A 24,600-nucleotide genomic window follows, 5' to 3' on the forward strand; every position below is an offset into this window, starting at 1 on the left:
CTAAACTATTTAAGACTTTTATTAAAAATTCAATAAAACTCGAAAATTTGCTCGAAATTAATTTATTAACAACTTATTTATACTATTCTTTAATTTTTATGGTTAAATTCATACTACAAAAAAATAATTCAACTATTTGATTCACTGTGCTTTAAGCTGATATTTTTATGATGTTCAAAAAAATGAAAATGTATAATAAAAAAGCCTTCCGTTTCGGGAAGGCTAATAATATTTATTTAATTTATAAATACAGCTTCCTTATCCTTGTGAAATAATCACAATGACAATAATAGAAACTATATTTAAAATTTGTTTTTTCATACAGATAGTACAAATATTTAGAAATAAAAATTAATATCCTATTTATTAGTAAAAAAGAAGAAAAGTGATTTTAATTTCTATTATTTTTTTATTTTTGCATCACAAAATAACAGAGGAAAGATTTGACTGATTGCAACCTCTTTTGCACTAAGTAAAATTAGTACAAAATAAAAATGCTAAAGGCAGTGTAAACTTCCTGAGACGTTATCGTCAAATCTTACTTAAAATACATTTTAATGGCCTATTTATTTACTTCAGAAAGTGTATCTGAAGGACACCCAGACAAAGTAGCAGATCAAATTAGTGATGCTCTAATTGACAACTTTTTAGCTTTTGACACTGAATCAAAAGTAGCCTGTGAAACATTGGTTACAACAGGGCAAGTAATTCTTGCTGGTGAAGTAAAATCGACAACCTATTTAGATGTTCAAAAAATTGCGAGAGATACTATAAACAAGATTGGTTACACAAAAGGCGAATACATGTTTGATGGTAATTCATGTGGAGTTCTTTCTGCAATTCATGAACAGTCTGAAGAGATTAACCAAGGTGTAGACAGAGGAAGTAAAGAAGAACAAGGTGCTGGAGATCAAGGTATGATGTTTGGCTACGCTACAAATGAAACAGAAAATTTTATGCCTCTGGCGCTTGATTTATCACATCGTATTTTAGTAGAACTTGCTGAGTTACGTCGTGAAAATAATGATATCACTTATTTAAGACCAGATTCTAAAAGCCAAGTTACCATAGAATACAGCGATGATAACATACCACAACGCATCGATGCCATAGTAGTTTCTACACAGCATGATGATTTTGATGATGATGATACTATGCTTGCAAAAATCAGAAAAGATATTGTAGAGATTTTAATTCCAAGAGTGGTAGCAAAACTTCCAGAATCTGCTCAAAAATTATTTAACGACTCAATCACTTATCATATTAATCCAACTGGTAAATTTGTAATTGGTGGCCCTCATGGAGATACTGGACTAACAGGACGAAAAATAATTGTAGACACTTACGGCGGCAAGGGTGCTCATGGCGGTGGGGCATTCTCAGGTAAAGACCCAAGTAAAGTAGACCGAAGTGCTGCTTATGCTACAAGGCATATTGCAAAAAATTTAGTCGCAGCCGGTGTTGCCGACGAAGTTTTAGTTCAAGTAAGTTATGCTATTGGTGTTGTAGAACCTATGGGTATTTTTATAGATACTTACGGTACTTGTGCTTTTAATATGACTGACGGTGAAATTGCAGAAAAAGTATCTGAAATTTTTGATATGCGTCCATTCGCTATTGAAGAGCGTTTAAAACTTCGTTCGCCAATGTATAGTGAAACAGCGGCTTATGGACATATGGGCAGGAAAAATGAAACAGTTACAAAAACATTCTCACAACCAAACGGCGAAACGAAAACTTTGGATGTAGAATTATTTACTTGGGAAAAGTTAGATTATGTAGACCAAGTTAAAGAAGCTTTTGGGCTATAAAACTTATTTAAAAATTTAAACAAAACTACTAGTTTTAGTGGATAAAAAAAGCCTGCAAAAGCAGGCTTTTTTTTGTTAAGTGGGGAGAGCAGGATTCGAACCTGCGAAGACGTAGTCAGCAGATTTACAGTCTGCCCTCGTTGGCCGCTTGAGTATCTCCCCAAAACAAGGCACAAATATATTATTGTTTGTTAATTCTTCAAAGGAAAAATTGCAATTTATATTTCTTTTTAAACATAATATCTTAAATATTTATAGAACGATAAAGCCCATTATAAATAATGGGCTTTATCAACAAAACAAAAGTATTTTTACAACGTATATATGACTCTGAATGTTACAAACCTTGGCTGAAGAAATACAGCATCATTTCTTACAGAAAACGTACCTATATTATTACTAATATTTGCATCTATATTAAGTATATTATTTGCTCGTATTTCAAATTCCCACTTGGCATCCCTATCTTTTCTATAACCTAAACGGGCACTCCATCTTTGGAAAGAATCTGAATTAACACCATCGTTTTGATTTGTATATGCATAATCTGTTACGAACGTTAAGGCATCCCAAATGTATGCATCAAATCTAACAGAAGGAGAATTTGTAATAATCTGTGTGCTTCTTGAACCCTGATTTACATCTCTCACTGTATAAGTATAGCGTAATCTTACGTTAGGTGCCTCTCTAAAGTTCGTTCTTATTTCAGGCCTGTATGTTTGAGTAAAATTCTCGTTCACAGACTGTCTATCTCCAATAAATTGATTTTGCAAACTATAATTAAATCTGGTAAATAATCTGGTCTGTATTTTACCAAATCGTTTTTGCCAACTACCAAAAGCAGATAAACTTTCATCTGCAAAAGGGGAATTAAAAAATGTTCCTGTGGAAATTACGTTACTAAAAACAGCATCTCTCCTAATCTGATCAATATTATTATTGTAAGTAACACCAGCAAAAACATTTGTGTTATTAAATAAATTGAAACTACGATAGTTTAAACTTAAAACATGAGACAGTCCATTTTGAAGTTCAGCGTTACCAAAACTTATCGCATCAAAACTATTGAGCACAATATTTTCTGCAATACTGGTTACATCTGTAAACTGGTTGTTCATACGATAATTAAACGTTAAGCTTTCAGACTTCTTAAACTGAACACGAGCTTCAAATTCTGGTAAAATCCTAAAGAAATTATCTTCAAAGGTTTCTCCAAATTGAATATTTTGATTCCCATAGGCATGAACAGATAATCCTGGTCTGAAGGTAAACTTACCTGTTCTTACATTGTATCTGGTTGCTAAATAAATATCACTAAAATTATACTGCGTATCATTTACTCCTCCTAAAACGTTCCCTTCTCCATCGTCTATATTTGGGTTTATTGCCTGTGTATTATTAGAACCCGTTTCATCCAAAAATTGAAAGATATCAGAGTTAAAATCCTGACGACTCAGAATAGTCCCTAAAGTGAAACTAATATTACTTTTGGGATTTATAATATTATAGTAATCTATTTTAGCATCTAATTGATTTGATTTCACTTGGCGATTTTGTCCTAATCTGTAAAAATCTAAATCTCGATTCAACCCTAACTGTTCAGCTGTTTCATCATAAGCATCTTCATCAATAGTATTTGGGTCATCATCAATACCATTATCATTATTTGTAGGATCGTTATTCAGAAAAGCATTATAAAAGGGGTCTTCATCACGGATTAGATGCTGAGCCTCTAACGCAAATATGTTATTCTCATTAAGTGTGTAGTAGTAATTCAAATTTTGATTAATACTAAATGGTGTTACTTGATCTAATTGTGATGTTGTTCCAATAACAGATGATAATTCTGCTTGTCGCTCTTCATCCTTTGATAATCGGGCTAAAACATCATAATCTAATTGATTATTTGCGTTTGGTTTGTAAGATAGACTTAATTTTGCCAAACCTTGATCTGATGCTTCTCGACCTGTATTAGTAGTTTCTTCATCCGGTATCCCTAAATCAGGATCTGTGTACCTAATAAAGCTTTCTTGACGTGTATTTAATCTTGTTGTGTTGTAAATAATGAACCCACTTAAATCTAGCGCCGGATTGGGTGAATAACTAAAATTTGTAGCTAAAAGTTTGGACTCTACTTGTTGTGCGTTCTGAGCAGACGTTAAACCACTAAGTCCGTTATTTCCTAAATTTAAATTTGTTCCGCTATCTCTACTTGGTGATCTAAATCCTCCACCAAAACTACGAACATCTCTGTTTGATAATGCTGGCTCACCAATATTATTCATATCTCCAATAACATTGACACTATACTTAGGGCTATAATAAAACAACTTTGGTTGCACTAAATACAGCTCGTCGTTAGGTGATGGTGCTGTTCCTGCACCTACTGTAACATCACCAAACCAAAAATTTTCTTTTCCTTCTTTAAGTTTAATGTTTATAGCAACGCTATTTTGATTGTTAGTAACACTTCGTAACTGACCAACCTCAGAGAAATTTCTTAAAACTTCAATTTTATCTACAGCATTTGATGGTATATTTTGGGTTGCTAATTTAGAATCTCCATCAAAAAAATCTTTTCCATTTACGGTTATTTTTTGAACTCTGTTTCCTTCAACTTCTATCTGTCCACTATCATTTATCTCTACACCCGGTAATTTTTCTAAAACATCTTCAAGTTTACGTTCTGATCCATTTTTAAAAGAGTCTGCATTGTAAACAATAGTGTCTCCCTTAATGGTTACTGGCATTTCATAAGTTAACTCAACCGCTTCTAAAGAGTTATCAAGAGCCAGAGTAAAATCTTTAGTTATATTGGCTTCTTTTGTTTCAATAACGTCATTAAAAGTTTTCATACCTACATAACTAACCTGCAGTTTGTATTTTTCGTTTTTTCCTAAGGCAATCAAGTATTTTCCATCAGAATCTGTAATTCCATAAGATTCTAAGGCACTTGTAGTTTCATTTATAGCTATAATGTTTGCTAATTCTAAAGGATTACCTATACTATCTTTAACTATACCTGATAGTTTTATTTGTGAAAAAGAATTTCCAGCAACTAATAAACAAAGTAGTAATATTATTTTTTTCATTTTTTGGTTGTTTTTTGATTGATTGATTTTATTAAATCAATTTAATTTCTTCTACCATTACCTTGGCGTCGGCCTCTCATTTCTCTCATCTCTTCCATCTTTTCGGTAGTAATTATTGTATATTCTTCTTGAGTAACTTCCTCTCCTTTTTCAGGTTTTTTAATTTCTTCCTTTTCTTTTGGGTTCATAACAATTTTTGTGCACAAAATTGTTGTTCTGCCTGCGCTTACCTCTAAAATTAACCCAGGTAAACCCCAATAATTATCTGGCCCTTGGTTTATAGGTACTTGTGGTGTATACCAAGCAACAACCTCTATAGTTTTTTCCTCTTCAGCTTCTTTGCTCTCATCTTTTTCTTCATCATTTCTTCTAGATCTACTACCCCAGTCAAAACTTGTATCAGGGATTATTGCCGTAGCTTTAAAACAAGCATACTGACCAATCTGTTTTGTTTCACTTCCCATTTTCCATGCTAGAGGCTCTAGTTCATCTTTAATTAGAAACTGCTTTCCAAAAAACTCTTGGTCTTGTAATAATTCTTTAGTTTTTACATTTTTATACTTTGGTCCGCCACTAAGACCACTGGAAAAACCACCCCATCCACGACCAGAATTTGGCGCTTCTATTCTCTCTTCTTCTTTGTAAATGGATTCTTCTTTGTTGAATACAAGTGTATACTGTTTTTCCAAAAAACTTTTCATTCGTTCTTGGAATCTTTTAATTTGATCTGGTGTAAATTGTCGATTTCCAGTAAACCGACTCATATCCATAGTCGTTTTACTTTGATAATAAGCTTTACCTTGAAAGTCTTGAGCAAAAGCACCACCAACAGTACAAATAATTAAAATAGATGTAAAAAGTTTAAATAGAAAAGGCTTCATATGTTTTGTTTTTTAGTCTTAATTATTTTAAGACTTGCGAAATAACAAAAAGTAAAAACTAGACTATGTTAAACTTGCGTTAAAGAACTTAACTACGTCGTCTTCTCCCTCTGCTATCACGAAACTCTTGCATTTTAAGCATTACAGTTTCTTGATAATCTTTCTTATTAATTTCTTTTCCTTTATCGGGAGCTTCAATTTCAACTTTCTCTTCAGGATTAAGCACAATTTTAGAACAAAGCATTGTTGTATTATCTGCACTAACCTCTAAAATTAAACCCGGTAATCCCCAATAATCTGATGGTCCATGACTAACTGGAATTTGAGGTGTATACCAAGCAACAACTTGTGTCATTTTAATTTCTGGTTGTTTAACTACTCCTGTAGAATCCGTTTGAGGTTCGTTTGACCTCAATCTATCCCACGAAAAATTATACCAAGTCAATTCATCAGAAGGTATAAGAGCTGCCGCCTTAAAACAGGTGTAGTTTCCGATTTTTTTCGTTTCAGAACCCATTTGCCACTCAATTTTTTGAAGTTCGTCTTTCACTAAAAACTTTTTTCCATAAAACTCTTGGCTTTGTGCTAAGGCATTATCCTTTACATTTTTATACAAATCTCCTTGAGTGAAATTTTTACCCCAAGAATCAGTTGCACCAGACATAGCATCTAATTTCTCATCTTCTTTAAAAAATGATTCTGTTTTGTTAAAACTTAATACGTAAGTTTTTTGCAAACGATTTTTCATCCTTGCCATTACTTGCTTTTTTTGAGCTTCACTTAGTCTTGCTCCCCATCTACCTAAATCCATTGTTGATTTTGAAAAATAATAAGCTTTACCGTAAAATTCTTGTGCACTTATTGTTATTGTTGTTAGCAATATAAATGATGTAATTACCAGTGTTTTCAGTGAGGTTTTCATTGTTTTAGACTTAAAAATGATTATTTTGTTCAACAAATATAAACAATTATTAAACAATAATATTTTGTTTAATTCATTTTTAGCAATAAAATAACACTTTTTAACAAATCAAAATTCTTGTTAATCTCTTAATTTCAATACTTTACAATGCTTTTAACCTTTTCAAAAAACGAAGCTTATTTGCTCATACAAAACATTTATATTAAACAAAACAGTTTGTTTAAACATTTAGATTTTAGCTTATTTGGTTTTAACCACCAATTGTTACAAATACACTCTCACCATCTCGCCCCCTTTTTCTGGACCTGAACATCTCCATGTTTTCTTCTTGCTTTTTCTTCCTAATACTGTCGAATTCTTTTTGAGATACTTCTTTCCCTTTTGTTGGCTCAACAATTTCAAACTCCTTTTCTGGGTTTAAAACAATTTTAGTGCAAACTAAAGTTAGTTTACCATCATTAACTTCTAAAACTAACCCAGGTAATCCAAAAAAATCTCCAGGTCCTGAGCTAACTGGTATTTGTGGCGTATACCAAACTGTTACAACACGTTCTTTTGTAACATCTTCATAATTGCCCTCTTCAGTAATGGTTTTTGTTGTATAGTCTTCTTTAAAGACTGCCTTAAAACAAGCATATTCACCAATATATTTGGTTTCGTTAACTAACTCCCATTTCTTCGGTTGTAAAGTATCTTTTATCAAAAAGATTTTTCCAGATATTTCTGTTTTATTGGCATATCGGTTTTCTTTAATATTCCTATAAATTATATCAGACCCTTGATTCAATTTTATAGTAATACCTGATGAAGAAGGTGGCGATGGTCTATCCAGCTTCTCATTTTGCTTGTAATAAGATTCGTTCCTGTTAAAATTTAAAGTATATTCTTGTTGAAATTGACGTTTCAACTGCTCTTGAATTTGTTTTTGCATATCAGAATTCACCTTTTTTTCGTCAATCTTTAAATCCATTTTTCTATGAGATTTATAGATAGCAATACCTTGAAAATCTTGAGCCATGAGGCAATTTGTAATTAAAAAAAGAACTGATGTTGTAATAATTTTTAGTAATTTTTTCATGATTATTCCTTGTTTTTATAGTAATTAATAGCAGCTTTTCTAATTTTTTTTACACTCTTGTAAAAGCTTTTTATTTCATCTGTGTTTCCTTCAACTTTATAACTTAGTGAACTTTTTACTCCGTTTGACATTTTATCTCCGTTACAAATAATTTCAAAATGAAGCTTTTGATTTTTATCAGTATCATCCAAAATTTCCATAATATCTTCTACTTTAAAAGTAGATTCTATTTCTTCGGCAGATTCGACTTCTACTGAAATTTTTAAATCATTAAACTTAACATCCTCAATAACAACATCACCTTCTAATTCTTTAGATTGACTAAAACTTACCATTGTAAGTAATACCATTAAAATTGTAAATACATTTTTCATTTTTAAATTGTTTTTATGATTAATACAACACAAATGTAAAAGTCATTTTCAGTTTTTAAAGTTAACCAATGTTAACGTGTGTTAACCGATTAGTATTTAATAATCTTAACATTTACTTTTGGAGTATGAATGATAGAAAATACAGATATACATTATATATTATAACAATAGTTATACTATCTACCATCGCAATACAAGGATATTGGAACTACAAGAATTATATTTTCAACAAACAGCAACTCATAAAAGATATTCAAATAAGTCTTGACAAAGCGGTTGATGATTACTACACAGAATTAGCCCAAAAAACAACACTTGGTTTTAAAATAGAAGGCGATGCACAAAAAAATGTATTAGACGATGGTGGCTTTTTTGATAGTGTTGCCGCAAATATTGATAAATCTAACAGCAAATTTAAAGACTTTCGAGCTTTAAAAATCGATTCTGTTAAAGGAATAACTGTTTTTAGAGGGTTTAAAGCAGACTCTTTAATGAACGAAAAAGATGAAAAAGGAAAGCATTTTATCAAAAAAGGTGATAAAGGAATAAGTAAATGGTTAAAAAAAGAAAATGACAGCAATAGTGCTAAAAACTTCGGGTTATTAACCTCAAAAGTTTTAATTTCTATAACAAATGATACTTTAGATGTAAAACAAGTAGACAGTATTCTTTTTACAGATTTAACCAGAAAAAATATTTCTATTGATTATTTTTTAGATTTTAAAGAAGCAGAAAAACGTTTCCCTAGTGTTATAAAATCTATAAAAGAAAAGGAACCTAAAATAGATCCTAATCTTTTAAACGTTAAATCTAAGTCTACATTTTTACCAAAAAACAGTTCGTTAACCATTTATTTTGAAAACATTAATTGGACCGTTTTTAAACGTATTTTTTCTGCATTTTTTATTTCTGCATTTTTAGTATTAGCAGTAGTTGCTTGTTTATTTTATCTTTTAGAAATAATAAAAAAACAAAAACAATTAGCAGAAGTTAAAAATGATTTAATTAGTAATATTACCCACGAATTTAAAACACCAATTGCCACAATAGGCGTAGCAATAGAAAGTATAAAAAACTTTAACGTAATTGATGATAAAGAAAAAACAAAAAGCTACTTAGATGTTTCAAATACACAACTAAACAAGCTTAATATTATGGTTGAAAAGCTTTTAGAAACAGCAACTTTAGACAGTGATAGCCTAGATTTAAATAAGGAAGAAATAGATGTTTCTATATTACTGCATTCTTTAGTAAACAAACATAAATTACAAACAGAAACTAAAATCATCAATGTTAACTTGCCTCCAGAATCTATAATCGTTTCAGTTGATTTTTTTCATTTTGAAAACGCTATTAATAATATTCTAGACAATGCCATTAAGTATGGAGGTGATGTAGTTAATGTAAATTTATCTCAAAATAAAACTTCATTTAATATATCAATTTCCGATAATGGTAATTCTCTTAAAAAAGTAAACAAAGAGAAAATTTTTGAAAAATTTTATCGTGTTCCAAAAGGAAACACTCATGATGTTAAAGGTTTTGGAATTGGTTTATATTACACCAAAAAAATTATTGAAAAACATAACGGAAGTATAGAACTTGATTTAACTAAAAACATGACTAATTTTAAAATTTCACTTCCTAATGAATAAAACAACTATAATTCTTGCAGAAGATGAGCCTGCTTTAGGCCAAATAATAAAGGAAAGTTTAGAAACTAGAAATTTTGATGTTTTACTATGCGAAAATGGAGAAAAAGCTTTTGAAGTTTACAAAGCTGAGTCACCAGAATTACTGGTTTTGGATGTTATGATGCCAAAAAAAGATGGATTCACATTAGCAAAAGACATTAGAGCTATAGATGATACCATTCCCATTATTTTTTTAACTGCTAAATCGCAAACTCAAGATGTAGTTGAGGGTTTTACTATTGGTGGAAACGATTACCTCAAAAAACCATTTAGCATGGAAGAGTTAATTGTAAGAATTAATAATTTACTAAACAGAACAAAACTTCAAAAAACCTCAGATATTTTAAAAATCGGCAATTTCACTTTTAACTTTCCCAAACAATTACTTCAATATAATAATGAAGATGCGGTTCAGCTTACACATCGCGAAGCACATTTATTATTTCATTTAATAAAAAATAAGAATCAAGTTTTAGATCGGTCGTTAATACTAAATAAACTATGGGGAAGTGATGATTTTTTTAATGCTAGAAGTATGGATGTTTTTATTACAAAGCTCAGAAAAAAATTAATAAAAGATGAAACTATTCAAATTATTAATGTTCGCGGTTTTGGTTACAAGTTAATTTGCTAAAAGTGGTTTGATTTTTGTATTTTTCAAAACTAATGAAAACTACAATCTATCTTTTTTTTCTAATATCATATTCAATTTTCTGCCAAGAATCTATTGAGGCTACATTTGTTAAAAAAAGCCCTTTTGAAGCTGATAAGCTAGTCTCGGTTGATAATTTTGGCACTAAATATTACATTAACAACGATGTTTTTTACAAGAAAAATACTTCTCAAATATTAACCTACAATAATTTACAACTTGGTAACTTAGAAACCGTAAATGCTTTTAACCCTCTAAAAATAAACCTATTTTATAAAGATTTTAATACCGTAATTATACTTGATAATAGACTAGCCGAAATTTTTAAGATTGATTTTAATACAGCTTCTAAGTACAAAAACGTGTCGCATGTTTCTACGGGGTACGATAATACCATATGGCTTTTTAACCAAGACACTCAGCTTTTAGAGGTTTTTGATTACAAAACAAGAACAACAAGAGCGCAAATATTACAGCCTATCGACAATGAAATTTTAGATTTAAAAAGCAATTATAATTACTGCTATTTACTCACAAAAGAGCATCTTACTATATACAATTATTTTGGCAGTGTAATAAGAATATTAAAGAATGAAGGCTATACAGAATTAGCAGAAAGCAATGAAGCTCTTTATCTAAAAAAAGGTGACAATTTATTTTACCTAGGAAAGAATTCAAAAAACGTATTACCCGTTAATTCAAAAAACATTTTAATAAATCAGTTTTTTGTAACCAACGAAACCTTGTATATTTACGACAATGAAACTCTCCAAGAATTCCAAATAAAAATCAATTAACTATGCATATTGCTATTGCCGGAAATATTGGCGCTGGAAAAACGACGCTTACTAAGTTATTAGCAAAACACTATAAATGGGAAGCTCAACTGGAAGATGTTGTAGATAACCCTTATTTAGATGATTTTTATAATCAAATGGAACGTTGGAGTTTTAACCTACAAGTTTACTTTTTAAATAGTAGGTTTCGTCAGGTTTTACAAATTCGTCAAAGCGGAAAAGACATCATACAAGATAGAACTATTTATGAAGATGCACACATTTTTGCACCCAACTTGCACGCTATGGGATTAATGACAAATCGCGATTTTGAAAACTACAAATCGTTATTTGATTTAATGGAATCATTAGTTCAGGGGCCAGATGTATTAATTTATTTAAGAAGTTCTATCCCTAATTTAGTATCGCAAATTCATAAACGTGGGCGCGATTACGAAAACTCTATAAGCATTGATTATTTAAGCAGATTAAATGAGCGCTACGAAGCTTGGATTCATGGTTACAACAAAGGTAAATTATTGATTATTGATGTTGATAATTTAAATTTTGTAGATAATCCAGAAGATTTAGGAGACGTAATAAACACTATTGATGCTGAGATTAATGGTTTGTTTTAATATAATTTTCAATCAAATTCTATTCATTAACAACTAATTTCAATTTTAATTTTCTACAGTACTTTTATAAGGGTATTTCATTTTTTCCGACTCTTAAGAATAAGTTAATGAGGTTTTATACACTAAAATTTATAATTATTTTTGATTTTATTATTGACTAAATTAGTGTATAACAAAAAAGGGCTATTTACGTAAATAGCCCTTTTTTAAATAAACTCTCAATTAGGCTTAATAATAAAATAAATAGTGCTCAATAAAAATAAGTACTTTTATAGCGCTTTATAAACTGAAATACATGAAAAAAATATTCTTTTTGTTTGCCCTATTTGCAATTGCTATGGGTAATTCTCAAATACTTGAACCTGTAAAATGGTCTACATTAGTAGAGAGAATTTCTAACACAGAATACAAATTAATCACCAAAGCTACTATTGAATCGGGGTGGCATTTATACTCTCAGAAAGTACCAGAAAATGGACCAATACCAACAACATTCAATTATAATGATTCCAAAGGTAGGATTGATTTCATAGGGAACACAAGTGAAGAAGAAGGGCATACAGTTGATGATCCTGTTTTTGGGATGAAAATTAAATTTTTTGAAGATAATGCCATATTTGAACAAAAGATAAAAATTCCTAAAGACATTGACATTATCAATGGAACGGTCGAGTTTATGGTTTGTGATGATACTAGATGCTTACCGCCCACTGAGATCGATCTAGTTTTTAATATTGAAAATAATTCGAATAATAGTAAGTTAAACACCCAAAGTGGTATTTTAAAGCCTGTTAAATGGAGTACATCTATTAACAAAATTTCAGATTTAGAATACGACTTAGTAATTAAAGCAGATATTGAAAACGGATGGCACGTTTATTCTCAGTTCACAGAAGATGGAGGATCATTACCAATAGTAATAGAAAAAGCTAACAAAACAGACAACTATGAATTAATAGGTAAAGCTAGCGAAAGTGATACCATAAAAAAGTATAATGAAACTTTTAAAGTATACGAATCTTATTTCGATAACTCAGCAATATTAAAACAACGGATAAAACTAAACAGTGATGATATTAAGCAAGTACAGTTATATCTATCAGGACAAGTTTGTAAAAAGGTGTGTTTACAAATTAATGAAAAGTTCATATTTTCTCTAAATAATGAAGATTTAGAAAGTTTAAACACAAGTTCATCCAACATTAATAATAGTTTAGTTAATAGTTCTCTTTACGGAATGAATCCAGAGGATTTGAAAACATCCTCAGTTAAATGCGAAAATGAACTTATAACTAGCACTTCAGATGTGCAAAGTGGAGGCAAGTCGCTTTGGAGTATTTTTGGCCTTGGTTTCCTTGGTGGTTTGTTAGCATTATTAACACCCTGCGTTTTTCCAATGATACCATTAACGGTTAGTTTCTTTACTAAAAGCAGTGGACAAAATAGAAGTGCTGGTATATCTAAAGCACTCCTTTACGGTTTTTTCATATTTGCAGTTTACATTATACTTAGTGTACCATTCCATTTATTAGATTCTGTTAATCCAGATATTCTAAATGAAATATCAACCAATGTATGGTTAAACATTATATTCTTTGCAATATTCATGTTTTTTGCGTTCTCTTTCTTTGGATATTATGAACTTACATTGCCTTCAAGTTGGACTACAAAAACAACACAAGGCGAAACTTCAGGAGGTCTTATTGGTATCTTTTTTATGGCTTTAACACTGGCTATTGTATCTTTTTCTTGTACGGGACCAATTTTAGGTTCTTTACTTGCAGGATCTTTAACTGCTGATGGTGGTGCGTGGCAACTCACAGCAGGTATGGCAGGTTTTGGAGTTTCTCTAGGGCTTCCATTTGCAATTTTTGCAATGTTTCCTAACATGATGAATGCCTTACCAAAATCTGGTGGATGGTTAAACACAACTAAAGTTATTTTAGGATTCTTAGAATTAGCTTTAGCATTTAAGTTCTTATCTAACGCTGATTTAGTGGCACATTGGAATATTTTAAAAATAGAACCTTTCTTAATTATTTGGATAATTATTTTTGCAGGCTTAGCACTTTATTTGTTAGGAAAAATTAAATTCCCACATGATTCTCCAATTAAAAAGTTATCATTTTCTAGAATAGCTGGAGGTTTATTAGTAGTTTCTTTTGTTATCTATTTAGCATCTGGCTTCAGAGTAAACAAAGAGACAAATACATTTACACCCTTAACACTTTTAAGTGGATTGGCGCCACCAGTGGGTTATAGCTTTTTATATCCAAACGACTGCCCAAATAATCTGGAATGTTTTAAAGATTTAAAAACAGGAATAGCTTATGCTAAAAAAGTAAGCAAACCTATTATGCTAGATTTTACAGGATATGCTTGTGTTAACTGCAGAAAAATGGAAGAACATGTTTGGCCCCTTAAAAGTGTAGACAATCTTTTAAGAAACGATTATGTTCTAATTTCACTATATGTTGATGATAAAAAAGCACTTCCAGAAACAGAGCAAGTAGAAGTTAATAGAGTGAACGGAGGAACGAGAAAGCTTGAAAGTTATGGCCATAAATGGGCTAATTTTCAAACACAGTTCTTTAAAACAAATTCTCAGCCTTATTACGTATTATTAAATTCTGACGGAACAGAAATTCTAAATCAAGCTGTTGGTTACACTCCAAATGAAGATGATTACGTACAGTTCTTAGAATGTGGTTTAGAAGTATTTAAGGATAACAATAATTAGTATTCATTTCGCTTTTAGTTATGATAGATTCAGCAACAAAGAAATCTAAAAATTTAGAAATCTATTTTCAGCCATTTCGAAAGAATATAGTTGGAATTGATGACTATTTTGAATCTCCATACGGAAGAAAAAAAATAATTTATGCAGATTGGACTGCCAGCGGAAGATTATACAGACCTATTGAGGAAAAAATATTAAACGAAATGGGGCCCTATGTGGCAAATACTCATACAGAAACATCCATCACAGGAAGTGTAATGACTCATGCTTACCATGATGCCAGAGACATTATCAAAAAACATGTCAAAGCATCAAGTAACGACGTATTAATTACTGTTGGCACCGGCATGACTGGAGCAATAAACAAATTCCAACGTATTTTAGGACTTAAACTTTGCGAAAATTTAAAGGATAACACACAAATTCCTGAGGAAAAAAGACCTGTTATTTTTGTTTCTCACATGGAGCATCACTCTAACCAAACCTCCTGGTTAGAGACCATTGCAAGAGTAGAAGTGATTCCTTCAAACAATGAAGGTTTACCTTGTTTGATTAAATTAGAAGAGCTTATTAATAACTTCAAAGAAGTTCCAATTAAAATAGCAGCGATAACAGGCTGCTCAAACGTAACTGGTATAAGAACAAATTATCATGAAGTAGCAAAAGTTATGCATCAAAACAATGGCTTGTGTTTTGTTGATTTTGCTTGCTCAGCACCTTATGTTGATATAGACATGCACCCTGAAGATGAAGATCAATATTTAGATGCTATTACATTTTCTCCACATAAATTTTTAGGAGGTCCAGGATCATCAGGTGTACTTATTTTCAATAAGAAATTATATAAAAACTTAGTCCCAGACAACCCAGGAGGCGGAACTGTAAGTTACACAAATCCTTGGGGAGATCATGATTATATTGACGATATAGAAACCCGAGAAGATGGAGGAACTCCGGGGTTTTTACAAGCCATTAAAATAGCACTCTCTATTCAGTTAAAAGAAGAAATGGGTGTTAAAAACATACTAGATAGAGAACATGAACTTATTGACATTGTATTTAATAGGCTTAGTAGAATTGAAAATCTTAAAATTTTAGCACCAAAGCATAAAGACAGATTAGGTGTGTTTTCTTTTTATATTGATGATGCACACTATAATCTTATTGTTAAGCTTTTAAACGATAGGTTTGGTATTCAAACTCGAGGTGGTTGTTCTTGTGCAGGAACTTATGGGCATTATTTACTTAATGTTGATGAAACAACATCAAAATCAATAGAGTTAAAGATACTAGAAGGTTGTTTAATTGAAAGACCAGGCTGGATAAGAATGTCTATTCATCCTACTATGACTAATGATGAAATAGAATTTATTTGTGATGCTATTGAAGCTGTTGCTAAAAACTATAAAGATTGGAGTGTTGATTATGAATATAATGCTGCTAAAAACGAATATATACACAAAGAAAATCTCAATATAGAGACAGAAATTACTAAGAACTGGTTTAAGCTATAAATCCATTTTCTCTAGCATGTTTAATAGCTTGTTCACTACTCTCAACTAATAAAACAGGAATTTTATTATAATCCTTATATAGGTTAAAAACACGACTCATTTTTTTTCTATGGTTAACACTCCTTAAATAGATTGCTAAAATTCTATTCGGGAAAGCTTCTGAGACCTCTTTGTAAATATCTGGATCGTGCTCTCCAATATCTCCGATTAAAATAAACTTTAACTCAGGATAGGTATTTAAAAGATTAACAATCTCTTTTTGCTTTTGTGGTTTCTCACCCTTTGGTTTTTTTAAAAATGGTTTTGGAAAACTTCTTAAAATTATGGGGCCTTTAGGAAAATTGTTCTTATTTAAAAAATACTTTAGGTATCTGTACAAATTCCATGGACTATGACTTACATAAAATATAGGATTAGATTCCTGACCTGTTTTACCATGATGCAATAAATTATAGAATTCTGGAGCACCTTCAAGAGGTAAACGTTTACCTGCAGAAGTTAAAAGTGTATTTAACAAAACACGCCATTTTAGTAAAGATGTTAGCCCTGTATGCAAAATAGTATCATCAATATCACTAATAACACCAAACGATACTTTACTTGATGGAATAAGCATCTCTCCATGAAATCTATTTTCAGATTTTATAGCTCTTTTTTTTTGTACTTCTTTGTATGAAAACTCAATATTTACCCAACCTTCTGTGTTTGCGTGCCGACTTAAATCCTTAACCTTTTTATCCAATAAAAAATAGCCTCTATGATCTGTTTTTGTTTCGTAGAAAATATCTTCTCCTATTTTAACTTGAAGTTCTGTATTCTTAATTTCATCAGTTTCAAAACGCTTCCATGCATTAAAAAGAAGTTTAAAAGCACCGCGTTGTTCTAAGTTAATACTTTCATCCTCTATTGCCCTTCCTCTAAGGTACAAATGGTTTGATTTACCATAGGTTTGAAAGGCAATAATTTGAAGTAAATCTTTCTTGAACATAAATATTTTTAAATCAGGTTAAAAATACAAAAAACCATATAAAAGCATAGTTCTATAAACTTCAATAAAAAAGATTTCCTATTCCACTACAAAACGACTTGCACCTTTATCGGTTTTTAAAATATACACTCCGTTTGAAAAATAACTTATATCAATTTTTGCTGTATCAAATTCAATTTTTCTATTTAAGATTTGCTGACCGTAAATATTAAATATTTTGATATCTCCAATAACTCCAGTATTTGAAGAAATAGCCAAATCATTATGACAAGGTATCGGATAAATTTTAATTCCTTTATTATTGAAATTTTGCATACCAACCGATAATGTATTTAAAGCTCCAAAGCCAATAGTTAATCCAACATCAGACAGCTTATATGGCCCTATATTTCCTAAAGCTCCAAACTCTTCCGCGCCAGCATCAAAATCTACTTCTCTATCTCCGTAGAGAATATCTTTATTTAAAAATGAATAACTTCCTATACCTGCATTAATCGCTGGACTTCCTGTTGCTAACCTATAAAAATCGCTTCCACTTATTAGCAAACCTGATGCTACTGTTTGGTTAGAATTTACGCCGTTAGTTAAATCCCAATTTCCATTTTGAGTAATATTCCCTTCATAACTTGAAGCACCTATAGCTGGAGTTACTTCTTGAAATGCGTTAATACTAGAATCTAGTATTATATTGTTAGCAACAATTAAATTTTCTGGTGCTAGAGTTGCACCACTTAAACTAGTTCCAATTCTAATACCTAAATCACAATCTACTAGTGTGTTATTTAAAATTTGTACATTTTTAACTTGATAATATCCACTTAAAGGAGAATTTTCTAAACCATTCATTATATTTAAAGCTCCTGTGGTATTGGAACCTGAACCATTTGGTTTTCTGTATCTAAGTCCTTCAAAATAATTGTTGTATACTTTATGGTCTTCACCAATAACTCTTACTCCACCAGAAAATAAATTGTTATTACCAAAAAAGTAATTTCCAAAAACTTCGGTATTATTCCCATGTCTTAAGGTTAGTGTACCTTGATAATCTCTAAAAGTGTTGTTATAATATTTATTACTTCCACTTTTATTTGAAATAATTTCCACTTCGCCAGACCAATTATTAAAAAAATTATCATAAACTTCAGTAAATGAATCGGAAAGTGATGTTGCACTAACGCCTATTCGTATGGCGTCTTGGTCATTTAAACCATTAACATCATTATTTACGGATACTCGATCAGCAAAGTAATTATGATGTATTTTGGAATAATCGGGAGTTGAATTGTTATGGTTATCATTAATAATACTACCAACTCCATTTTTTCCAATAAACGAAGAATAACTTACTTCATTATATTCTCCATAAATAATAACCCATTTAAAAACATCTTCTTCTTGACTTACAGTTCCGTTGTATGAATCTATTTTTATATTCCGAACATGACAGTTTACACAGTCGTTATTGCTTGTATCTCTAAACTCTATTATTGGTTCAATTCTTCCTCCACTTGAAATAAGACCTGATGCATTTTGAAAAACAACCCCTTCAAAAATAACATATGAACCTCCTAAACTTATGTTTGAACGTCCTTCAAAACTTACATTTCCAGCATTTTGAGCCCTTATTATACAAGGGTCTATTTCTGTTGCATTTACATTAATAGAAATTTGTACATCCATCCATGTTCCATCTGTTAACTCAATAATGGTGCCGGCTGTAGCGTTTGTAATAGCATCTTGAAGTTCAGTACTATTTGTGACTACTTGAGAATTAACATTTAAAATACAGACTAGACTTAAAAGTTGGAAATAGTTTTTCATTAACAGATGTTTTTAATTGAAAAACCAAACTGGTTAACCAATTATAAAATATATTAAAGTTTTAACTATTATTAATGAAATAAAACAAAAAAACCACGCAATTAGCGTGGTTTCAATTATTGGATTAAAAATCATTTATTAGTTAACGACTTCCTTTTCTATTTCCTTAGCTTCTGTAATAATATTTTTGCCATCATTTTTTAAAGCTTCAATATTTGCTTTTACTTCCGCTTCTGTTCCTTCAAAAGTTTCGTAATTTGTTGAAGTTACACCGTCCTCAGTTATAATAGTTGTTACTACAGCTTTAGTAATTCCGTCTTCATTTTTATTCATTTCTACTTTTACTTCTTTAGATACTTCAACTTGCTCTGTTGCATTATTATCTGAAAGATAAGCGGTAACTGAATCTGCAGATAACGCTATACTAGGAGCAATTACTAATGCTACTACCGACATTAATTTTAATAAAATATTCAATGAAGGTCCTGACGTATCTTTAAATGGATCTCCTACAGTATCACCTACAACAGCTGATTTATGAGCCTCAGTTCCTTTTCTACCTTCTTCTTCAATAGTTTTCTTAGCATTATCCCATGCACCACCTGCATTAGATTGAAAAATAGCCATAAGTACACCACAAGTAGTTACACCCGCAAGTAAACCTCCTAACATTTCGGCACCACCTAAAAAACCAACAGCAACAGGAACAGCAATAGCTAATAAACCTGGTAAAACCATTTCTCTAATTGATGCTTTTGTAGAAATATCTATACATTTACTATAATCTGCAACACCATCTGCATCATCAAATATTTTTCTATCAGCATCAGATGCTTTAGACATATCTGAATCATACTTACGCATCACTTCTAGTGCAGCCTTTAATTTAGGAATGTCTCTAAATTGACGTCTAACTTCTTCAATCATTGCCATTGCAGCTCGACCAACCGCATTCATAGACAACGCTGAGAATACAAATGGTAACATACCACCAACTAACAATCCAGCCATAATTTTAGGCTGAGATACGTCAATAGCAGTCACATTAGCTGTCTTCATAAAAGCTGCAAATAATGCTAATGCGGTTAAGGCAGCAGAAGCAATTGCAAATCCTTTACCAACTGCCGCAGTTGTATTACCAACAGCATCTAATTTATCTGTACGCTCACGAACCTCACTGGGTAATTCAGCCATTTCAGCAATACCACCTGCATTATCACAAATTGGTCCATATGCATCAACTGCTAATTGGATACCAGTATTTGCTAACATTCCTACCGCTGCAATAGCGATACCATATAAACCTGCAAAATGATGTGAAATCATAATTGCTGCAGCAATTAAAAGAATTGGAATCATTGTAGACATCATTCCTACACCTAAACCAGCAATAATATTTGTCGCAGCTCCAGTTTCTGATTGTGCCACAATTGAGTTCACGGGTTTTTTCCCTGTAGCAGTATAATACTCTGTTATTTTACCAACACCTAATCCAGCAACTAAACCAGCTATTGTTGCCCAAAATACTCCCATTGCTCCAAAAGGTAATCCTTCAACAGACTCTGGTATTAAAGCATTAATAATGAAATATGATGCTACAACCATTAATCCAGCAGAACCAAATTCTCCAATATTTAATGCTGTTTGTGGATTCCCACCATCTTTTACTTTTACAAAAAATGTTCCAAGAATTGACATTACAATTCCTACAGCTCCAAGAACTAGAGGCAAATAAACCGCTCCTAAGCCTGCAAAATCAGGTGTTAAGATAAAAGCTCCTAATACCATAGTTCCTATTATAGAACCTACATATGATTCAAATAAATCGGCGCCCATACCAGCTACATCTCCAACATTATCTCCAACGTTATCAGCAATAGTTGCAGGATTTAGTGGGTGGTCTTCTGGAATACCAGCCTCTACTTTACCAACAAGATCAGCTCCAACATCGGCAGCCTTTGTGTAAATACCACCGCCAACACGCGCAAATAAAGCAATTGATGAAGCTCCTAATGAAAATCCTGAAAGTACATTTAATACCATTCCTAAATTTTCTTCTCCAGGCCAAATACCTTGATATACGATAAATAAACCGCTCAATCCTAAAATTCCTAAGCCTACAACACCTAAACCCATTACAGCACCTCCGGCAAAAGCCACTTCTAAGGCACGCCCTAAAGATGTTCTTGCAGCTTCGGTAGTTCTAACATTTGCTTTGGTTGCCACCTTCATTCCAATGAAACCAGCTAAAGCAGAACATATAGCTCCAATTATAAATGACACAGCTACTACACCACTTGATCCTACTTCAGACTCCCCTTTAAAATATAATAAGACAGCTACAGCCGCTACAAAAATTGCTAAAACTTTATACTCAGCTTTTAAGAATGCCATGGCTCCATCTGCTATATTCTTAGCAATACGAGACATTTTTTCATTACCAACTTCTTGTTTCGATACCCATCCGCTTTTTATAAAAACGAAAATCAAAGCTAAAACACCAAAAAGTGGTAAAAATTTTACTATTAATTCCATATTAGTTAGTTTAAATTAATTATTTTTTTAATGTCGCCAAAAATAGGAAAATCTATGTGATAAAAAAAGTCACCTTTAATTAAAGATGACTCAATTTTATATCGAAATATTATTAATTCCGTAATTATATAGTAAACGTTCGCTTTTTCTTATGCTCACTTTCATCATAACGCTTAACACATTCATGATAAATTTTAATGGCTTCTTCAGCATCTCCCCATCCACCAACATCTACTTTCTTTTCTTCTAAATCTTTATATACTTGAAAGAAATGCTCTATTTCTTTCAGTCTATGTGGATTTAAATCATAAATATCATTTCTTTGACTCCAAACAGGATCTGAAACTGGTACACATATAATTTTCTCATCTGGCCCCTTTTCATCAGTCATATGGAACACACCTATTGGTCTTACTTCCATAACAACCATAGGATATGAAGGTTCTGTTGAAAGTACTAGTATATCTAGAGGATCTTGATCTAAAGCTAAGGTTTCTGGTATAAATCCATAATCTCCTGGATACATCATTGAAGAAAATAAAGTTCTATCAAATCTTATTTTATGAAGTGTAAAGTCGTATTCATATTTATTTCTACTTCCTTTTGGAATCTCTATTAAAACATCAAAAGTTAATTTTTTATTATCTGCCATATATCATATGTTTTTGACTGCAAATGTACTGAACACTTTAGCTTTTAACAACAATAAAAATTAAGAGAGCTATGTTTTTACAAAAGTTTAATTTTTACTTAACCTTATTAAGTATTTACAACAATTACGCTTCAATATTTGCTATATTGTGCATGACTAACTCTTATAATTTAAAAAACATGCGTATTTTTTTCATTTTTGTATGTGCAGCAATATTTAACCTGAATGCACAAACCAAACCTTGGCAAGGTAAATTTGAACCTATTGATAATTTAATTGCTCCGCCAAATACCTACAGAACAGCAAGTGGTGCACCCGGAAAAGCGTATTGGCAACAACGTGCCGATTACAAAATTAAAGCAACCTTAAATGAAAAAAACAATACACTTACAGGAGAAGAGGTAATAACCTATTATAATAATTCACCTGATGATTTAAGTTATTTATGGATTCAACTAGATCAAAATGTTAATAAAAAAGAGAATGAAGATTTTGGCGATATTAATAATAATGTCAAAGACAATATAACCACTAGAAAAATGCAGTTCTTAACTAGAGCTATAGATTTTCCTGCTGGATATTCAATAAAATATGTAAAGGATAGCTCTGGTAATAATTTAAAAACTTTGGTAAATAATACCATGATGAAGTTAAAGCTAAATAAAGTTCTTAATTCTGGAGAATCTGTTACATTTTCAATCTCTTGGTCTTATCATATTACAGACCGTAGTATGTATTCACTTTCAAGAGAAGGTTACGAATACTATCCTGAAGACGACAACTCTGTCTATTTAATTGCGCATTGGTTTCCAAGAATGGCCGTATATAATGATTCTGAAGGTTGGCAAAATCAACAATTTCAAAAGCTTGGAGAGTTTGCATTGGAATTTGGTAATTATGATGTTGAAATTACCGTTCCTGATGATCATATTGTAGCTTCAACTGGAAAATTACAAAACGAAGAAGCTGTACTTAATAAAACACAACGCAAACGTTTTGAGTTAGCTAAAAAATCTTTTGACAAACCTGTTCTAATAATTACAAAAGAAGAAGCTGAAGCTAACGAAAAAACAAAGTCTAATAAGCAAAAAACATGGAAATATACTGCCAATAATGTTCGTGATTTCGCATTTGCTTCATCAAGAAAATTTATTTGGGATGCACAAGCAGTAAAACTACCAACTAATACTGTTATGGCCATGTCTTTTTATCCAAAAGAAGGCTTACCCGTATGGCAAGAAGAATCAACAAAAGCTGTAATGCATGCTCTTGAAGTATATTCTGAAGCTACTTTTGATTACCCATATCCTGTTGCTATTTCAGTAAATACATCTAACATTGGCATGGAATTTCCTATGATTAGTTTTAACGGAGGAAGAGCCACTAACGGCAAAATAAGCGATAGAGCTAAAGCAGGAATGATAGGCACCATTATACACGAAGTTGGACACAATTGGTTTCCAATGATTGTAAGTTCTGACGAACGTAAATGGATGTGGATGGACGAAGGATTGAATACTTTTTTACATCAACGGACAGTAGCAGAACGTTACCCTGATTTTAATAGCGTAACTCCAAAAAGCATTGTGCCTTTTATGAGTGGTGATAAAAATATATTACGACCAATAATGACCACTTCTGATAATGAATTAATGAGTCAGTTTGGTGCAAATTTTTATTTAAAGCCTACTGTTGGCCTGCAAATGTTGCGAAACTCAATTATTGGTAAAGAATTGTTTGATGAAGCATTCAAAGAATACGCTAACCGATGGAAATACAAGCACCCAAATCCGTCAGATTTATTTAGAACCCTTGAAGATGCCACAGCTACCGATTTAGATTGGTTTTACAGAGGTTGGTTTTTTACCACGGATAATGTAGATATGGAATTAAGTAATGTAAAATGGTTTACAGTTTACGAGGAAAACGCTAATATAGAAGACCAAAAGCAAACTTCTAAAATTAAAATTAAGGCCTCTGAAAAAACAGCAGAAGCTAATGCAAAAGACTTCTCAAATGGACCAGAAGTTATAAACATGACATCAACCCCAGACGCTAACTACGGGCAGTTTTTATCAAGGTTAGACGAACCAGAAATTAGAAAACAATTATCTGGAAAGAATATTTATGAGATAACCATAAAGAATAAAGGTGGCTTAGTTATGCCTGTAACCATAGAATGGACTTATACTGATGGCACAAAAGAAATTGATAGGTTGCCTGCACAAATTTGGAGAAGAAATGAATATAAAGTACAAAAGACTTTTGTGAAATCGAAAGAAGTGAGTGAGGTTAATTTAGATCCTAATTTTGAATTTGCAGATACAAATATTGAAAATAATAGTTTCCCAAAACTTGATACTAAATCTGAGTTTGATAGTTTTAAGGATAAGAAAAAAGGGAATTAATTACGGTTCTCTTAATTTTTACCA

17 protein-coding genes and 1 tRNA gene are annotated in these 24,600 nt (G+C 31.4%); 8 read left to right on the top strand and 10 right to left on the bottom strand.

From position 1 onward, the window contains the following. The first annotated feature begins 557 nt into the window (after positions 1-557). Positions 558-1,811: a methionine adenosyltransferase gene (gene metK, locus ABD939_RS06465; protein ID WP_345165942.1), complete on the top strand. Its 1,254-nt coding sequence runs from the start codon at positions 558-560 to the stop codon at positions 1,809-1,811. Between the two features lie 80 nt (positions 1,812-1,891). On the opposite strand, the gene ABD939_RS06470 is transcribed toward metK, so the two are convergent. The 6 genes from ABD939_RS06470 to ABD939_RS06495 all read right to left on the bottom strand — a co-directional run bounded on the left by ABD939_RS06470 (position 1,892) and on the right by ABD939_RS06495 (position 8,158). Then, a tRNA-Tyr gene (locus tag ABD939_RS06470) sits at positions 1,892-1,973 on the bottom strand. A gap of 149 nt (positions 1,974-2,122) precedes the next feature. Further along, the gene (locus ABD939_RS06475; protein ID WP_345165944.1) at positions 2,123-4,903 is read right to left on the bottom strand and encodes a carboxypeptidase regulatory-like domain-containing protein; all 2,781 of its coding nucleotides are present in this window, start codon (positions 4,901-4,903) and stop codon (positions 2,123-2,125) included. Between the two features lie 41 nt (positions 4,904-4,944). Continuing rightward, positions 4,945-5,784 carry a GLPGLI family protein gene (locus tag ABD939_RS06480; protein WP_345165947.1) on the bottom strand — a complete coding sequence of 280 codons (840 nt, stop codon included), beginning with the start codon at positions 5,782-5,784 and terminating at the stop codon, positions 4,945-4,947. An 88-nt stretch (positions 5,785-5,872) separates the two neighbouring features. Continuing rightward, positions 5,873-6,706, bottom strand: a complete 834-nt coding sequence (locus tag ABD939_RS06485; RefSeq protein WP_345165950.1) for a GLPGLI family protein — start codon at positions 6,704-6,706, stop codon at positions 5,873-5,875. Positions 6,707-6,956: 250 nt separating this feature from the next. Continuing rightward, positions 6,957-7,784 carry a GLPGLI family protein gene (locus tag ABD939_RS06490; RefSeq protein WP_345165952.1) on the bottom strand — a complete coding sequence of 276 codons (828 nt, stop codon included), beginning with the start codon at positions 7,782-7,784 and terminating at the stop codon, positions 6,957-6,959. Between the two features lie 2 nt (positions 7,785-7,786). Then, the gene (locus ABD939_RS06495) at positions 7,787-8,158 is read right to left on the bottom strand and encodes an SH3 domain-containing protein (protein ID WP_345165954.1); all 372 of its coding nucleotides are present in this window, start codon (positions 8,156-8,158) and stop codon (positions 7,787-7,789) included. 125 nt (positions 8,159-8,283) lie between these two features. On the opposite strand from ABD939_RS06495, the gene ABD939_RS06500 reads away from it, so the two are divergent. From ABD939_RS06500 to ABD939_RS06525, 6 genes are all read left to right on the top strand, one after another. Then, positions 8,284-9,813 (top strand): sensor histidine kinase, encoded by a 1,530-nt coding sequence (locus ABD939_RS06500; protein WP_345165957.1) that lies wholly within the window; start codon positions 8,284-8,286, stop codon positions 9,811-9,813. Next, positions 9,806-10,486 carry a response regulator transcription factor gene (locus ABD939_RS06505; protein ID WP_345165960.1) on the top strand — a complete coding sequence of 227 codons (681 nt, stop codon included), beginning with the start codon at positions 9,806-9,808 and terminating at the stop codon, positions 10,484-10,486. Before ABD939_RS06500 ends, ABD939_RS06505 begins: the two co-directional genes overlap by 8 nt. A gap of 32 nt (positions 10,487-10,518) precedes the next feature. Next, entirely contained in the window at positions 10,519-11,301 is a 783-nt protein-coding gene (locus ABD939_RS06510) for a hypothetical protein (protein WP_345165962.1), read from the top strand. Between the two features lie 2 nt (positions 11,302-11,303). Continuing rightward, positions 11,304-11,918: a deoxynucleoside kinase gene (locus tag ABD939_RS06515; RefSeq protein ID WP_345165965.1), complete on the top strand. Its 615-nt coding sequence runs from the start codon at positions 11,304-11,306 to the stop codon at positions 11,916-11,918. 295 nt (positions 11,919-12,213) lie between these two features. Continuing rightward, complete coding sequence (locus ABD939_RS06520; protein WP_345165967.1) at positions 12,214-14,658, top strand: protein-disulfide reductase DsbD family protein; 2,445 nt, start codon at positions 12,214-12,216, stop codon at positions 14,656-14,658. Positions 14,659-14,678: 20 nt separating this feature from the next. After that, positions 14,679-16,172: an aminotransferase class V-fold PLP-dependent enzyme gene (locus ABD939_RS06525; RefSeq protein ID WP_345165970.1), complete on the top strand. Its 1,494-nt coding sequence runs from the start codon at positions 14,679-14,681 to the stop codon at positions 16,170-16,172. Here ABD939_RS06525 and ABD939_RS06530 read toward each other — a convergent pair. From ABD939_RS06530 to ABD939_RS06545, 4 genes are all read right to left on the bottom strand, one after another. Beyond that, complete coding sequence (locus ABD939_RS06530) at positions 16,162-17,160, bottom strand: App1 family protein phosphatidate phosphatase (RefSeq protein ID WP_345165973.1); 999 nt, start codon at positions 17,158-17,160, stop codon at positions 16,162-16,164. The two genes, ABD939_RS06525 and ABD939_RS06530, sit on opposite strands and share 11 nt — an antisense overlap. 78 nt (positions 17,161-17,238) lie before the next feature. Further along, positions 17,239-18,981 (bottom strand): chondroitinase-B domain-containing protein, encoded by a 1,743-nt coding sequence (locus ABD939_RS06535; RefSeq protein ID WP_345165975.1) that lies wholly within the window; start codon positions 18,979-18,981, stop codon positions 17,239-17,241. 138 nt (positions 18,982-19,119) lie between these two features. Next, positions 19,120-21,516, bottom strand: a complete 2,397-nt coding sequence (locus ABD939_RS06540; RefSeq protein ID WP_345165977.1) for a sodium-translocating pyrophosphatase — start codon at positions 21,514-21,516, stop codon at positions 19,120-19,122. 124 nt (positions 21,517-21,640) lie between these two features. Continuing rightward, complete coding sequence (locus ABD939_RS06545; protein WP_345165979.1) at positions 21,641-22,168, bottom strand: inorganic diphosphatase; 528 nt, start codon at positions 22,166-22,168, stop codon at positions 21,641-21,643. Between the two features lie 179 nt (positions 22,169-22,347). Between ABD939_RS06545 and ABD939_RS06550 the strand changes: the two genes are divergently transcribed. Next, entirely contained in the window at positions 22,348-24,576 is a 2,229-nt protein-coding gene (locus ABD939_RS06550) for a M1 family metallopeptidase (protein ID WP_345165981.1), read from the top strand. Positions 24,577-24,600 lie beyond the last annotated feature (24 nt).

The sequence above is a fragment of the Algibacter aquimarinus genome (assembly GCF_039543265.1).
Classification (GTDB): Bacteria; Bacteroidota; Bacteroidia; order Flavobacteriales; family Flavobacteriaceae; genus Algibacter_B; species Algibacter_B aquimarinus.